13 protein-coding genes are annotated in these 14,980 nt (G+C 71.6%); 9 read left to right on the top strand and 4 right to left on the bottom strand.

The window, feature by feature from the left end; translation table 11 throughout:
* A partial coding sequence (locus JNW89_RS11000) for a beta-galactosidase (protein ID WP_238448809.1) occupies positions 1 to 1,743 on the bottom strand: 1,743 nt, incomplete at its 3' end.
* A gap of 279 nt (positions 1,744 to 2,022) precedes the next feature.
* On the opposite strand from JNW89_RS11000, the gene JNW89_RS10995 reads away from it, so the two are divergent.
* From JNW89_RS10995 to JNW89_RS10965, 7 genes are all read left to right on the top strand, one after another.
* Entirely contained in the window at positions 2,023 to 3,348 is a 1,326-nt protein-coding gene (locus JNW89_RS10995; RefSeq protein ID WP_238448808.1) for an ABC transporter substrate-binding protein, read from the top strand.
* Positions 3,349 to 3,369: 21 nt separating this feature from the next.
* Entirely contained in the window at positions 3,370 to 4,329 is a 960-nt protein-coding gene (locus JNW89_RS10990; RefSeq protein WP_238448807.1) for a carbohydrate ABC transporter permease, read from the top strand.
* Entirely contained in the window at positions 4,326 to 5,237 is a 912-nt protein-coding gene (locus tag JNW89_RS10985; RefSeq protein ID WP_238448806.1) for a carbohydrate ABC transporter permease, read from the top strand. Before JNW89_RS10990 ends, JNW89_RS10985 begins: the two co-directional genes overlap by 4 nt.
* Positions 5,238 to 5,309: 72 nt before the next feature.
* A complete protein-coding gene (locus JNW89_RS36675; RefSeq protein ID WP_255540666.1) occupies positions 5,310 to 5,756 on the top strand; it encodes a glycoside hydrolase family 36 N-terminal domain-containing protein in 447 nt (148 codons plus the stop codon).
* Positions 5,702 to 7,567, top strand: coding sequence for an alpha-galactosidase (locus tag JNW89_RS10975; RefSeq protein WP_238452267.1), 1,866 nt, complete (start codon positions 5,702 to 5,704; stop codon positions 7,565 to 7,567). Before JNW89_RS36675 ends, JNW89_RS10975 begins: the two co-directional genes overlap by 55 nt.
* Positions 7,568 to 7,681: 114 nt before the next feature.
* Complete coding sequence (locus tag JNW89_RS10970; RefSeq protein WP_238448810.1) at positions 7,682 to 8,074, top strand: YciI family protein; 393 nt, start codon at positions 7,682 to 7,684, stop codon at positions 8,072 to 8,074.
* A gap of 3 nt (positions 8,075 to 8,077) precedes the next feature.
* Positions 8,078 to 9,331, top strand: a complete 1,254-nt coding sequence (locus JNW89_RS10965) for an RNA polymerase sigma factor (protein WP_255540667.1) — start codon at positions 8,078 to 8,080, stop codon at positions 9,329 to 9,331.
* A 321-nt stretch (positions 9,332 to 9,652) separates the two neighbouring features.
* Here JNW89_RS10965 and JNW89_RS10960 read toward each other — a convergent pair whose 3' ends face one another.
* On the bottom strand, positions 9,653 to 10,066 hold the full coding sequence (locus tag JNW89_RS10960; RefSeq protein WP_238448804.1) for a hypothetical protein: 414 nt from the start codon (positions 10,064 to 10,066) through the stop codon (positions 9,653 to 9,655).
* Positions 10,067 to 10,276: 210 nt separating this feature from the next.
* Positions 10,277 to 11,623, bottom strand: a complete 1,347-nt coding sequence (locus JNW89_RS10955) for a cellulase family glycosylhydrolase (RefSeq protein ID WP_238448803.1) — start codon at positions 11,621 to 11,623, stop codon at positions 10,277 to 10,279.
* A 445-nt stretch (positions 11,624 to 12,068) separates the two neighbouring features.
* Between JNW89_RS10955 and JNW89_RS10950 the strand changes: the two genes are divergently transcribed.
* Together JNW89_RS10950 and JNW89_RS10945 are read left to right on the top strand one after the other, a co-directional pair.
* Positions 12,069 to 13,031, top strand: coding sequence for a TIGR03557 family F420-dependent LLM class oxidoreductase (locus tag JNW89_RS10950; protein WP_238448802.1), 963 nt, complete (start codon positions 12,069 to 12,071; stop codon positions 13,029 to 13,031).
* Positions 13,028 to 13,927 carry an alpha/beta fold hydrolase gene (locus tag JNW89_RS10945; RefSeq protein ID WP_238448801.1) on the top strand — a complete coding sequence of 300 codons (900 nt, stop codon included), beginning with the start codon at positions 13,028 to 13,030 and terminating at the stop codon, positions 13,925 to 13,927. The genes JNW89_RS10950 and JNW89_RS10945 overlap by 4 nt, the downstream gene beginning before the upstream one ends.
* 90 nt (positions 13,928 to 14,017) lie before the next feature.
* Here the strand turns inward: JNW89_RS10945 and JNW89_RS10940 are convergent.
* On the bottom strand, positions 14,018 to 14,980 hold a 963-nt coding region (locus JNW89_RS10940), incomplete at its 5' end, for a hypothetical protein (RefSeq protein WP_238448800.1).

The raw sequence follows: 14,980 nt of genomic DNA, 5'->3' as shown, positions 1-14,980 counted from the left end.
CAGCCGGGTGCCGACGTACCAGGCGGTGCCCCGGCCCACCCGGTGCCGGGTGAGGGCGGCGACGCCGGGCAGCGGACCATCGGTGTACGAGGCGAGCACCTCGGCGCCCTCCGGGTGCAGCCACTCGGTCCACACGTCGGCGCTGGCGCCGTCGTCGAGGCGTACCCGCTCGCCCTCGCGCAGCGGAAAGAACTCCTCGGTGCGGACGCCGAGCAGGTCGCGGAACGCGCCCGGGTACCCGCCGAGGCGGATGTGGTCGTGCTCGTCGACGATGCCGCTGAAGTAGGTGACCAGGGCGGTGCCGCCACCGTCGACGTACCGGCGCAGGGCGTCGGCGTCGGCGTCGCGGACCAGGTAGAGAGTCGGCACGAGGACCAGCTTGTAGCCGCTGAGGTCGGCCGAGGGGTGCACCACGTCGGTGGTGACGCCCGCCCGCCAGAGCGCGCCGTACAACGCGGCGAGCCGGTCGGCGTAGGTGACGTCGACGCTGGGGTGCGAGTCGAGCTCGACCCCCCACCAGGCCTCCCAGTCGAACAGGATCGCCACCTCGGCGTCGACCCGGCTGCCGCGCACCTCGGCGAGGGCCTTCAGGTCGGCGCCGAGCCGGCACACCTCGCGGAACACCTTGGTGTCCGGGCCGGCGTGCGGCACCAGCGCGGAGTGGAACTTCTCCGCCCCGGCGCGGGAGGCCCGCCACTGGAAGAACAGCACCCCGTCGGCGCCGCGCGCCACGTGCGCGAGGCTGTTGCGGCGCAGCTGGCCGGGGGTCTTGGCGACGTTGCGCGGCTGCCAGTTGACCGCGCTGGTGGAGTGCTCCATCAGCAGCCACGGGTCGCCGCCGGCGACGCCGCGGGTGTGGTCGGCGGCGAGCGCCAGCCCGAGGTGCGACAGCGGGTCGGCGGCGGTGAGGTAGTGGTCGTTGGAGACCACGTCCACGTCGGACGTCCAGGACTGGTAGTCCAGGTACTTGATCCCGGTGCCGATCATGAAGTTCGTGGTGACTGGCTGCCGGACCAGCCGGGCGAGCACCTCCCGCTCGGCGCGCAGCTGGGCCCGCTGCTCGTCGGAGGAGAAACGCAGGAAGTCCAGCTGCTGGGTGGGGTTGGCGAAGGTCGGCGCGCTGCGCGGCGGGTTGATCTCGGCCCAGTCGCCGTACCGCTGGCTCCAGAAGGTGGTGCCCCAGGCCGCGTTGAGGGTGTCCAGGTCGCCGTAGCGTTCGCGCAGCCAACCGCGGAACGCCTCGGCGCTGACGTCGCAGTAGCAATGCACGTTGTGGCAGCCCAGCTCGTTGGAGATGTGCCACATCACCACGGCGGGGTGCTCGGCGTACCGGCCGGCGACCGCCTCGACCAGGGCGAGCGAACGCTCCCGGAAGATCGGCGAGCTGGGGCAGTACGCCTGCCGCCCGCCGGGCCACAGCACCGTGCCGTCCGCGCTGCGCGGCAGCGTCTCCGGGTGCCGGTGGGCCAGCCACGGCGGCGGGCTGGCGGTGGCGGTGGCCAGGTCGACGTTGATGCCGCCGTCATGCAGGACGTCGAGGGCCCGGTCCAGCCAGCCGAACTCATACCGGCCGGGGGTCGGTTCGAGCAGGGCCCAGGAGAAGATGCCGACCGAGACCAGGTCGACGCCGGCCCGGCGCATCAGCGCCACGTCCTCGGCCCAGACCTCCTCCGGCCACTGCTCCGGGTTGTAGTCCGCGCCGTAGAAGATGCCGTCGCCCTGCCAGGTGCCGTGCTGCCGCATGAGTGCAGAGAGTGCCCCCGATGACTGCGCAAGTCAACACTTTCCAACATCGACTCGTTTCCAACGTTTACCAACGGGATCCCTTGTCAACACTGCGGTATCGATCCCGACCAGCCCTCTTGACACGGCCGCACGGAGGGGTAGCTTCAAGCGCCACCGGCTGTTCTTGTTCGCCAATGTTGGATCTCGGTGGATCTGTGTTGGCATTCGCGGACACGCCGGCCACCTCCATCACTGACCACCCTTGGGCGCCGCACCTCTTCATCCGCAGGAGGCACCATGTCCCGTCCCCGTACCGAAGCCGAGTACCTCGCCCGGCTCGTACCGCCCTCCGTCGCCGGCATCGGGCGACGCTCGCTGCTCGCCGGCGCGGGCGCGGGCGCGCTGCTCGGCACCGGCCTGCTGGCCGGCTGCGGCTCCGACTCGGACTCCGGCTCGGACAGCAAGACCGTGTCGATCGGCTCGAACCAGTCGGACCCGAAGCCGAAGGAGGTCATCGCCAAGGTGATGGCCGGCTTCCAGACGGCGTCCGGCATCGAGCCGAAGGTCAACACGGTCGACCACAACACGTTCCAGGAGAACATCAACAACTACCTGCAGGGCAAGCCGGACGACGTGTTCATGTGGTTCGCCGGCTACCGGATGCGGTTCTTCGCCGCCAAGGGGCTGGCTGGCGACCTCAGCGACGTCTGGGGCAAGGTCTCCGGCTACTCGGACGCGTTCAAGAAGGCCTCCACCGGCGACGACGGCAAGCAGTACTTCGTGCCGTCGTCGTACTACCCGTGGGCGGTCTTCTACCGCAAGTCGGTCTGGCAGCAGCGCGGGTACCAGGTGCCCAAGACGCTCGACGACCTCAACGCCCTCGGCGCGCAGATGAAGAAGGACGGCCTCACCCCGATCGCCTTCGCCGACAAGGACGGCTGGCCGGCGATGGGCACCTTCGACATCCTCAACCTGCGGATCAACGGCTACCAGTTCCACGTCGACCTGATGGCCGGCAAGGAGGCCTGGACCTCCGACAAGGTGAAGAAGGTCTTCGACGCCTGGAACGGGCTGCTGCCGCTGCACCAGGCCGACAGCCTGGGCCGCACCTGGCAGGAGGCCGCCCAGTCGTTGCAGCAGAAGAAGAGCGGCATGTACCTGCTCGGCCTCTTCGTCGCCCAGCAGTTCAGCAACGAAGAGCAGGACGACCTGGACTTCTTCACCTTCCCCGAGGTCGACTCGACGATCGGGGCGAAGGCCCTGGACGCGCCGATCGACGGCTACATGATGGCGCGCAAGCCGAAGTCCGAGGCGAACGCCAAGAAGCTGCTGGAGTACGTCGGCTCGAAGGCCGCGGCGGACATCACCGTGAAGAACGACCCGAGCACCCTGGTGGCCAACGGCGGCGCCGACACCAGCGGCTACACCGCCCTGCAGAAGAAGGCCGCCGAGCTGGTCGGTTCGGCCACCGAGATCGCCCAGTTCCTCGACCGCGACACCCGGCCAGACTTCGCCTCCACTGTGATCATCCCGGCGCTCCAGCAGTTCATCAAGAACCCGAAGGACATCGACGGGCTGCTGAACAGCATCGAGAACCAGAAGAAGTCGATCTTCACCAGCTGACGGCGAGAGGGGGAGGACCTCGTGTCCGACCTGCCCCTGATCCAAGCGGATCACGCCGTGCCGTCGCCGGCCGCGACCACCACCTCCAAGGGTGGTCGCGGCCGCCGGCTACGGCTCCTGTCCCGCACCGACCGCGTGGTGATCACGCTGATGGTGCTCGTACCGCTGCTGCTCGTCGTCGCGCTGGTCTGGCTGCCGGCGCTGGCCACCGTGGCCCTGTCCGGCACCGACTGGGACGGCATCGGCCCGCTCAGCGAGATCGAGTGGGTGGGCGGTCGCAACTACTCCGACGTGGTCAACATCTACCCGCCGTTCGTGCCCGCGGTGCAGAACAACCTGCTCTGGCTGGCGGCGCTCTTCGTGGTCGCCACCCCGTTCGGGATGTTCCTCGCCGTGCTGCTGGACAAGGAGATCCGCGGCAGCCGGTTCTACCAGACCGCGCTCTACCTGCCGGTGGTGCTCTCGCTGGCGCTGATCGGCTTCGTCTGGCAGCTCATCTACTCCCGCGACCAGGGCCTGCTCAACGCGGTGCTCGGCGGCGACACCGACTGGTACGGCGACCCGAACGTCAACATCTGGGCGGTGCTGATCGCCGCCGGCTGGCGGCACGTCGGCTACATCATGCTGCTCTACCTGGCCGGCCTGAAGGGCGTCGACCCGTCGCTGCGCGAGGCCGCCGCCGTCGACGGCGCCTCGGAGACCAGCACCTTCTTCCGGGTGGTCTTCCCGGTGATGCGGCCCATCAACATCATCGTGCTGGTGGTGACGGTGATCGAGTCGCTGCGCGCGTTCGACCTGGTCTGGGTCATCAACAAGGGCCGCAACGGGCTGGAACTGCTCTCCGCGCTGGTCACCCAGAACGTGGTGGGCGAGGCCAGCCGGATCGGCTTCGGCTCCGCGCTGGCGACGATCATGCTGGTCGTCTCCCTGGTCTTCATCACCATCTACCTGGCCACCGTGATGAGGGAGGACCGGCGATGAGCGCGTCGACCATGACCCGCGAGCCGGCGGCCGACACCCCGGCGAGGCGCCGCACGCCGCTGCGGCCGGCCCGGGTGGCCCTGCACCTGTTCCTGGGTGCGGTGGCGATCGGGTGGCTCTTCCCGATCATCTGGGCGGTGCTGACCTCGCTCCGGTCGTACGACTACACCGCCGCGAACGGGTACGCCTCGCTCGGCGGCTGGACCTTCGACAACTACGTCACCGCCTGGCAGACCGCCGAGTTCGGCAAGCACTTCCTCAACTCGGTCTGGATCACCGTGCCGGCGGTGCTGCTGACGCTCTTCCTGGCCTCCTGCGTGGCGTTCGTGATCGCCCGGTTCAGCTGGAAACTCAACATCGTCCTGCTCGGGCTCTTCACCGCGGCCAACCTGCTGCCCCAGCAGGCGCTGCTGATCCCGCTGTTCCGGCTCTTCACCGAGGTGCCGCTGCCGGAGTTCATGAGCGACTCGGAGCTGCTCTACGACAGCTACTGGGGGCTGATCCTGGTCAACGTCGCCTTCCAGTGCGGCTTCTGCGTCTTCGTGCTGAGCAACTACATGAAGGCGCTCCCCCGCGATCTGTACGAGGCGGCGATGGTCGACGGCGCCAGCGTCTGGCGGCAGTACTGGCAGGTGACCATGCCGCTGTGCCGGCCGGCCCTGGCGGCGCTGGCCACCCTGGAGGTGACCTGGATCTACAACGAGTTCTTCTGGGCCACCGTGCTGATGCGCAGCGGCGACAAGTTCCCGGTGACCAGCTCGCTGAACAACCTGCGCGGGGAGTTCTTCACCGACAACAACCTGGTCTCGGCCGGCTCGGTGCTGGTCGCCATCCCCACGTTGGTGATCTTCTTCCTGCTCCAGAAGCAGTTCGTCCGGGGGCTCACCCTCGGCGCCTCGAAGGGCTGACCTCGCCGGCCGCCCGGCCCCGTCACGGATGGTGACGGGGCTGGGCGTGCCCTGACGGAGAAATGAGCGGCCATGACGAACCCGTCCGTCATCCACCTGCGCCGGGCGGCGACCAGCCTGGTGCTCGACGCGCGTGGCCCGGGCCTGCCCCGGGTCGTGCACTGGGGTGCCGACCTGGGCCCGCTGCCCGCCGACGACCTGCCCGCGCTGGTCGACGCCACCATCCCGCCGGTGGTGCCGAGCAGCTTCGACGCGCCGACCGTGCTGTCGCTGCTGCCCGAGGCGAGCGCCGGCTGGAGCGGCCGGCCGGGACTCGCTGGCCACCGCGACGGCGCCGCCTGGTCCACCGCCTTCCGACTCGACCGGCTCGACGTCGCCGACGGCACCACGACCGCCGGCGCGGCGGGACCGGCGGCGGCCCCGCCGGCCCGGAACCGGGCCGCGTGGCCCTCGGCAATGACCCGGTGCGCGTATCCGAAACCGACGACGACCGGGACGGGCCCGGCGCGGCCCGGGTGACCGTGCGGGCGTCGGACCCGGCGGCGGCCCTCTCCCTCACCGTCGAGCTCACCCTCGACCCGACCGGCCTGCTGACGCTGCGGCACCGGCTGCGCAACGACGGCGACGCCCCCTACGAGCTGCGGGAGCTGACCCCGGTGCTGCCGGTGCCGGCGGTCGCCACCGAACTGCTCGACCTCACCGGACGCTGGTGCCGGGAACGCGCGCCGCAGCGGCACCCGTGGCCGATGGGCGCCTGGGTGCGGGAGGGCCGGCACGGGCGGACCGGGCATGACGCCACGCTGCTGCTGGTGGCCGGCACGCCCGGCTTCGGCTTCGGCCACGGCGAGGTGTGGGCGGTGCACACGGCCTGGAGCGGCGACCACGTCACCGTCGCCGAACGCCGGCCCACCGGCGAGTCCACCCTGGGCGGTGGGGAACTCCTCGCCCCCGGCGAGATCGTGCTCACCCCCGGCGAGGAATACCCCACTCCCCTGCTGTACGCGGTGCATTCCGCCGCCGGCCTGGACGGGCTCAGCGACGTGCTGCACCGCCACCTGCGGGCCCGGCCCGAGCACCCGGGCACGCCCCGACCGGTCACCCTGAACGTCTGGGAGGCCGTCTACTTCGACCACGACCTGGCCCGGCTCAGCGCGCTGGCCGACCGGGCCGCCGAGGTGGGCGTGGAGCGGTTCGTGCTCGACGACGGCTGGTTCCGGGGCCGCCGGCACGACCGGGCCGGCCTGGGCGACTGGTACGTCGACGACGGGGTCTGGCCGGACGGGCTGCAACCGCTGATCGACCACGTGCGCGGGCACGGGATGCAGTTCGGGCTCTGGGTCGAGCCGGAGATGGTCAATCCCGACTCCGACCTGTTCCGCGCCCACCCGGACTGGGTGCTCGCCACACCGGGCCGGCTGCCCCCCGAATGGCGCCACCAGCAGGTGCTCGACCTGGCCCACCCGGGGGCGTACGCGCACCTGCTCGGCCGGCTCGACGCGCTGCTCACCGAGCACCCGGGGATCGCGTACCTGAAGTGGGACCACAACCGCGACCTCACCGAGGCCGGACACCGCGGCCGGCCGGGGGTGCACGCGCAGACCGTGGCGGTCTACCGGCTGCTCGACGAGCTGCGCCGCCGGCATCCCGGCGTGGAGATCGAGAGCTGCTCCTCCGGCGGGGCGCGGGTCGACCTGGAGATCCTGCGCCGCACCGACCGGGTCTGGGCCAGCGACTGCAACGACGCCCTGGAACGGCTCGCCATCCAACGCTGGACCGGGCTGCTGCTCCCGCCCGAGCTGGTCGGCACCCACATCGGGCCGGAGCGCTCGCACACCACCCACCGGGTGCACGACCTGGGCTTCCGGGCCGTCACCGCGCTCTTCGGCCACCACGGCATCGAGTGGGACATCGGGTCCATCGACGCCGCGCAGCGCGCCGAGCTGGCCGCCTGGGTCGCGCTGCACAAGCGGCTCCGCCCGCTGCTGCACTCCGGCCGGGTGGTCCGGGTCGACCACCCGGACCCGGCCGTGCAGGCCCACGGCGTCATCGCCCACGACGGCTCCCAGGCGGTGTACGCGGTGTCCCGGCTGACCACCTCCGCCGCACAGGTGCCCGGAGCGGTACGCCTGCCCGGCCTCGACCCGACCCGTCGCTACGCGGTACGCCCGCCGGCGGGCCTGCCGGAGCCGGCGGTGCTGCAGCTGACCGAGCCGGGCTGGCTGCCGAAGGGGGTCACCCTGAGCGGGGCGGTGCTGGGCACAGTCGGGGTGCAACTGCCGGCGCTGCACCCGGAACAGGCGCTGCTGCTGGAGGTCACCGCGGTCGGCTGAGAAAGTTCGAAGTTTTCTTGCCGACGGATGTCGAGAACCGGGGCGGCGGCTTCTACCTACGGGTGCAAGCACCGAGAATCGGTGCTCGGACGTGAGGAGCCAGCCGTGAAGTACATGCTGCTGATGCAGTTCAGCGCCGCCGGGACCGACTTCCCCCCGATCGACACCTGGACGCCGGACGAGATCGCCGCGCACATCGCGTTCATGCACGAGGTGAACGAGAAGCTTTCCGCTGCCGGCGAGCGGGTCCAGGCCGAGGGGCTGGGCGGGCCGCAGCAGGCCCGCATCGTCCGGGCCGGCGCGGGCGGCGCACCCGTGGTCACCGAGGGGCCCTTCGCCGAGACCAAGGAGTTCCTCGCCGGCTGGTGGATCGTCGACTGCGAGACCCCGCAGCGGGCGGTCGAGATCGCCGCCCACATCTCCACCGCGCCGGGCCCCGGCGGCCGGCCGCTCAACATGCCGATCGAGGTCCACCCGGTGATGTCGGCACCGACGCAGGAGCTGTGACGACTGGAGACCCCGGACCGCACCGTCGAGGACCTGCTGCGCGAACTGGCGCCGCAGGTCCTCGGCGTGCTCGCCCGCCGCTTCGGTGACTTCGCCACCGCCGAGGACGCCGTGCAGGAGGCGCTGCTCGACGCGGCCACCCAGTGGCCCGCCGATGGCCTGCCGGACAACCCGCGCGGCTGGCTGGTGCAGGTCGCGTACCGCCGGATGATCGAGCTGGTCCGGGCCGAAACGGCCCGGCGCGAGCGGGAGGACCGCGCCGCCCGGCGGGAGCCCGACCGGCGGCTGACGGCCCCGGCGGCGGACGAGTCGCTGGCCACGGACCGGGACGACACCCTCGTGCTGCTCTTTCTCTGCTGCCATCCCACGCTGTCGACCGCGTCGGCGATCGCGCTGACGCTGCGCGCCGTCGGGGGGCTCAGCACCGCCGAGATCGCCCGGGCGTTCCTGGTGCCCGAGGCCACCATGGCCCAGCGGATCAGCCGCGCCAAGCAGCGCATCCGGGACTCCGGGGTGCCGTTCCGGCTGCCCGACCCGCGGGAGCGGCAGGAGCGGCTGGCGGCCGTGCTGCACGTGCTCTACCTGATCTTCACCGAGGGGCACACCGCCACCCTCGGCCCCGACCTGCGCCGGGTCGACCTGTCGGAGGAGGCGGTCCGGCTGGCCCGGGCCATGCACGCGCTGCTGCCCGACGACAGTGAGGTCGCCGGGCTGCTCGCGCTGATGCTGCTCACCGACGCCCGGGCCGCCGCCCGCACCGGCCCGTCCGGCGAGCTGATCTCGCTGGCCGACCAGGACCGGTCCCGCTGGGACGCGACCGCGATCGCCGAGGGCACCGCGCTGGTCACCCGGGCGATGGCCCGGGGGCCGGTCGGGCCGTACCAGCTCCAGGCCGCCATCGCCGCGCTGCACGACGAGGCGCCGACCGCCGAGACCACCGACTGGCCGCAGATCCTGGCCCTCTACCAGGTGCTCGAACGGCTCTCCGGCAATCCGGTGGTGGCGCTCAACCGGGCGGTGGCGACGGCCATGGTGGAGGGTCCGGAGGCCGGCCTCGCCGCGCTCGCCACCCTCGCCGCCGACCCCCGGCTGGCCGGGCACCATCGGCTCGACGCGGCCCGGGCGCACCTGTACGAGATGGCCGGGGAGCGGGATCGGGCGGTGGTGCACTACCGGGCGGCGGCCGGCGGCACGACCAGCCTGCCCGAGCAGCACTACCTGCGGATGCGGGCGGCCCGGCTGTCAGTGGGCGAGTAGGACGTCCGGGCCCCACTCCATCCGCACCGAGGACTTTCGCCCGCTTCACCGGGCTGGGGAGCTACCGGTCGACGCAGTACTCGGCGGCAGGAGGCGTCCGATGGTCACTCCGAACCATTCTGCCGATCCACTGGAAGAGACTCAGTTGACTCCCCCGGGGTTTGAGCTGACAGATCCGGCCAGCTCCCAACTCACTCGGGGGCATGCTTTCGATCCTCGGTGGATATCCGGTCGACGCGACGATTGCGTAACCGTCGTTCACGCTCACCACGAGCACAGACCGTTCGTTCTGTTTGCCCGCCTCTCCGATGTTCACCCGCGTCAGGCCGTCCACCACGCGCCCCACGGCGATCCGGGAGAGGCTGTACCGGGGCCAGGCCGACTCGGCGAGACCCTCCCCGACGACGCCGCGAGGACGATGATCGCAACGACCGCGATCCGCCTGCGATGACACGCCAGTCGGCGGCCGAGCCTGATCCAGCCGAGACTCACCGCGAAGGCGGCGAACTGCAACCCCAGGTAGTTCAACGGAACGAAGATCGCGAAGCCGGCTGCGAGGCCACCCGCCAACCAGTTGGTGGCAGGGAGACTCCAGTCCAGCCACCCGCGTTGCCGGGCGAGATAGACGAACGAAGCCGCAATGGTCGGCAGGAACAGCGGCAGCAGCAGCGCCGTGAGGCCGAGTGCGTTTCCCTCCTGCATGATCGAACGAAGGAGGACGGTCTGACCGGTCATCCCCCTACGTCCGGCCTGGAGACGCAAGCGCCGTGGCATGAGAGCTGGCATCACGTGAAGGTACAGAGCGCGGTCGACGACGTCCTCGTTGTGTCGTCCATGTGATCCAGCCCGTAGTCCGGTAGCCAGCACGACCGACGCAGCTCGCGCGTACCCGAAAGGAAGGTGGCCGGGTCCGTGCGGACCCGGCCACCGGTGGTACGACCTGGGTCAGCTCGCGGTGCAGGTCACCGCGGGCGCGGTGTTGGTGCCGTTCCAGCTGGCGATGAAGCCGAAGCTGGTGCTGGCTCCGACGCCGAGCCGGCCGTTGTACTCGACGTTGCGGGCGGTGTACGCCGCGCCGGAACTGGTCAGCGCGGCGTTCCAGGACTGGCTGACCGTCTGGCCGTTGGCGAAGGTCCACTTCGTCGTCCACCCGGTGATGGCGGCCGAGCCGGCGGTCACCTTGACCTCACCCTGGAAACCGCCCTGCCACTGGTTGACGATGGTGTAGCTGGCCGTGCAGCCACCGGCCGGGGGCGTGGTGGGCGGCGGGGTCGTCGGGGTGGGAGTCGTCGGGGTCGGCGTGCTACCGGAGTAGACCGAGGCCTCCTTGGCGGTGGCCTTGATGCCGTTGGCGCCGTTGAAGATCCGCTGGCCCCAGCTGGTCAGCTGGGCCGGGTCGAAGTTGGTGGCCATGTCGAGGTACTCGACGCCGCCGCCGTTGCCGCTCCACGACCAGCCGAGCCAGCCGATCCGGTTGGCCTGGCTGTAGGAGAGGATGGTGTCCTCGTCCGGGTTGCCGTCGGAGTGGTTGAAGCCGAACTCGCCGACCACGATGGGCAGCCCGGCGCTGCGGAACCGCCCGAGGTAGTCGGTGATCTCGGCGGCGGTGTCGAAGACGCCGTACATGTGGATCGAGAAGACGGTGTTCTTCGCCGGGTCGGCGTTGAACACCGTCGCCGCGTTGTCCCGCATGGTGAAGGACCAGTCCTGGCCCCAGTTCGGGGCGTCCACCATGATGGTGTGCGCGAGACCGCCGGCGCGCAGCCGCTTGATCGCGTTGGCGGTGTCGGTGGCCCAGGTCGCGTAGCCCTGGTTGCCGTACGGCTCGTTGCCGATGTTGACGATGACGTACTTCTCCTGGCCGTTGAGCGCGTCGGCGATGCTCAGCCAGTAGTCGACCGCCCGGTCGAGGGTGATCGCGCCGCTCTGCTCGCCGTAGCCGGTGGTGTCGTGCACCTCCAGTACGCAGATCAGCCGGTTGGCCTTGCAGAGCGAGATGACGTTGCTGACGTCGGCGGCGCTGTTCTTGGCCCAGCGGTCGCCGCTGGCCAGCACCACCCGGACGGTGTTCGCGCCCAACGCCTTCACGTTGGCGAAGGAGCTGGTCTGCTGCGGGTACCAGGTGTGGGCGTGGTTGACGCCGCGCATGACGAACTCAGTGCCGTTGGCGTCGTAGAGGCGGCCGTTGGCGACCGAGAAGCCGGAGGCGGCGTGGGCCGGCTGGACGAACGCGAAGACGGCGGCGAGGACGGTGAGCAGGGCGGCGCCGGCGACGGAGAGTCGCTTTCTCATGGCTTTCCTCAGGAAGTGTCGACCCCGTTGCCCTGGCGGGGTTGCGGTGGTTGGTGACGGTCGTGGCGGCTTGTAGCCCGGCAGCCGCCGCTCGACTCCCTGGTCGTGCGCAGGCATCAGCGTAGGACGATGCGTTCGGGAAAGCAACCGGTTAAGTGAGCGGCCGTTCGGCGGAACGGCCTGTGGCGGCCCACGGCGACCGCGAGCCGCCACAGGGGCGGTCATCCCCACCACAAGGATGTGACGCCACCGGCTCTGAACCGGTTAAGCCCGGACCCTAGGCTCCGCCTCGCGCTCCCGTCAAGGGCGGCCGCCGGGGAGCCGCCGTACCGACCTCGTGGGATCACCGCCACGGGTGACGGCCGCGCCGGAACGGGACAGGTGGGGTTGACCGGCACCGGGCGGGGTATCCCGTGACGATCGTGGGGCGGAAGGAGAAACCAGGATGGTCACCGTCGGCTACACCCTGATGTGCGAGCAGGCCGGCCCGAAGCAACTGGTCGACTACGCGGTGCGGGCGGAGGCCGCCGGCTTCGACCAGCTGGTGATCTCCGACCACTACTACCCGTGGCTGGACTCCCAGGGCCACTCCCCGTACGCCTGGTCGGTGCTCGGCGCGGTCGCGCACGCCACCAGCCGCGCCGAGCTGATGTCCTTCGTGACCTGCCCGATCCTGCGCTACCACCCGGCCGTCGTGGCGCAGAAGGCCAGCACCGTCGGCGCGCTCTCCGACGGCCGGTTCACCCTCGGCCTCGGTGCCGGCGAGAACCTCAACGAGCACGTGGTCGGCGGCTGGCCGCACGTGCAGCAGCGGCACGAGATGTTCGAGGAGGCGTTGCAGATCATCCGGCCGCTACTCAACGGCGAGACGCTGACCTTCTCCGGCAACCACTTCGACGTCCCCGAGGCGTACCTGTGGGATCGGCCGGACCAGCCCGTCCCGATGGCCGTCGCGGCCTCCGGGCCGTCGTCGGCCGCGCTCGCCGCCGAGTACGCCGACGGCATCGTCGCCACCGAACCCGACCGCCGGATCATCCAGCTCTACGACGACGCGGGCGGCGCCGGCCAGCCTCGCTACGGCCAGGTGGCCATCTGCTACGGCCCGGACGAGGCCGAGTGCCGCAAGCTCGTGCACGACCAGTTCCGCTGGTTCGGCATGGGCTGGAAGGTCAACGCCGACCTGCCCGGGCCGGAGTCCTTCGCCGCCGCCACCCAGTACGTCCGCGAGGAGGACGTGGCCGAGGGCATCCCCTGCGGCCCCGACGTCGACCGGCACGTCGAGGCGTTCAAGCAGTTCGTCGACGCGGGCTTCACCCACGTGGCGGTCGTGCAGGTCGGCGGCGAGACCCAGCCGATGTTCCTGGACTGGGCGCAGGAGGAACTGCTCCCCCGGCTGCGCGAGCTGTGAGGCTCCGGCAGACCCGCCCCGGGCGCTTCGGGGCGTCCGAGCTGCGGCTCGCCCTGGCCGCACCCCGCCCGGCCGCCGGCCTCACCAGCGAGTGGCGGCTGGTGGACGGGCTGCGGACGCACACCCGCCGCTCCCGGAACCCGGGCAGCGACGTGCCGCCGGTGGTGCTGGTGCACGGGCTCGCGGTGTCCCACCGCTACCTCACCCCGCTGGCCGTGGAACTCTCGGCCACCCATCCGGTGTACGCGCCGGACCTGCCCGGCTTCGGGCTGACCGAGCGCCCCGGGCGGGCGTACGACGTCGGCCGGCACGCCGCGTTCCTGGCGGCCTGGCTGACCGCGTACCGGCTGCCGCCGGTCTGCCTGGTGGGGCACTCGTTCGGTGCGGAGGTCGTCGCCGCGTTGGCGGCCCGCCGGCCCGGGGCGGTCCGCGCGCTGGTGCTGGCCGGTCCGACCAGCGACCCGGCCGCCCGCTCCCGCCGGGGCCTGGTCGGCCGCTGGCTGCTGGACACCGTGGCGGAGGCGCCGCTGCAGGCACCCGTGCTGCTCCGCGACGTCTGGGACGCTCGTCCCTGGCGGGTCGCCGCCACCGTGTCGCACTCCGTCCACAACCGAGTGGAGGAGGACCTGGTCCGGGTCGCCGCGCCGACCCTGGTGCTGGCCGGCGCCCGGGACACCGTGGTGCCGCCGGCCTGGCGCGCCCAGGTGGGCCGGCTGGTCCCCCACGCCCGGGCGGCGACCGTGCCCGGCGCCGCGCACAACGTGGTCACCACCGCACCCCGGCAGGTGGCCGACGCGATCCGTGCCCTGCTCGCCCCCGACCCTGACAAGGTGGAACCATGCGCATCGGAAACACGGAGGTCCGATTCCTCGGCGGCGGCCTCGGCTGCCTGCTGATGATTCTCTTCTCGATCCTCGCCTCGGTCGTGCTGACGGTGCTGCTCAACGTCATCCTCTGAGCCTCCGGCCCGCTGCCGCCCCTTTCGGTCAGAGCGGGCGCCAGTTCGTCGGGTCGGTGGGGCTGGCGACCAGGCGGATGGCGGCGGCCAGGCGGAGTGCCCCGGAGCGGCCACCGACAGCCTTCAGGGCGGCCGAGGACTCGGTACCGACCTCGACAACGCAGTCGCGGCAGCCGGGCACCTGCGCGACCCGGTAGGCGCCCAGGCCCTTCGGCCCGTCCACCGCCGCGGCGACCCGGCCGTCCACCCGGAGCTCGGAGCGGCCCAGTTCGCTGCCGTCCCTGCCCCACATCCCGTTGCTCACGCCGATCGAGAGGTCCCCGTTCGGCTGCTGGCCGGTCCCGCCCGGCATGCGGTAGTACGTGGTCGCGTTCAGCCACCTGCCCTCCCAGGTGCGCAGCTCCATGCCGGCCAGCGTGGCGCGGGGTGGGACGTCGACCGGCCGGAACGGCACGGTGACGCGCTCGTCCTGCCAGGTCAGCCCGGCCGCGACCTGACGCGCGACCTCGTCCGGCCGCGCCGTGCTCCGGACGGTGACGGAGATCCAGCCGCCCGGGGCGTACTGCCACGACAGCACCGTCTGCTCCCGGTTGCCCTGCAGGTACGCCGGATGCCCGTCCACCGACGTGACCGACGTGCCGGGAGCCTGCGTCGAGGGCACCTGGCCCGTCAGCCCGGAGCCGAGCTGCGGCGAGAAGATGTCGACTCCCCGCGCGCCCATCCGGACCGTGACCGAGCCCGCGATGGCCATCATCGGTCCCGGCTCGATCGGGCCGCCCGGCTCCAGCGGGTCGGGCACGTTCGCATCCACCGACTGGATCGCGACGCCGGTGCGGCTCGCCTGGTGGATGGCGCCCGGCGGCACCCACCCGAGCCGGAACGACCGCCGGGTCGGGTCGAACCGCGCGGGCGCCACCGTCGGCGCCCTGCCCCGGGTCGTGACGGGGCCGGCCGGTGCGGCGGTGGAGCGCTTCGGGGGCGGCCGTGGGGG

It is taken from the genome of Micromonospora sp. 4G55 (assembly GCF_016803375.1).
This window is presented reverse-complemented; position numbering and strand designations above follow the sequence as displayed.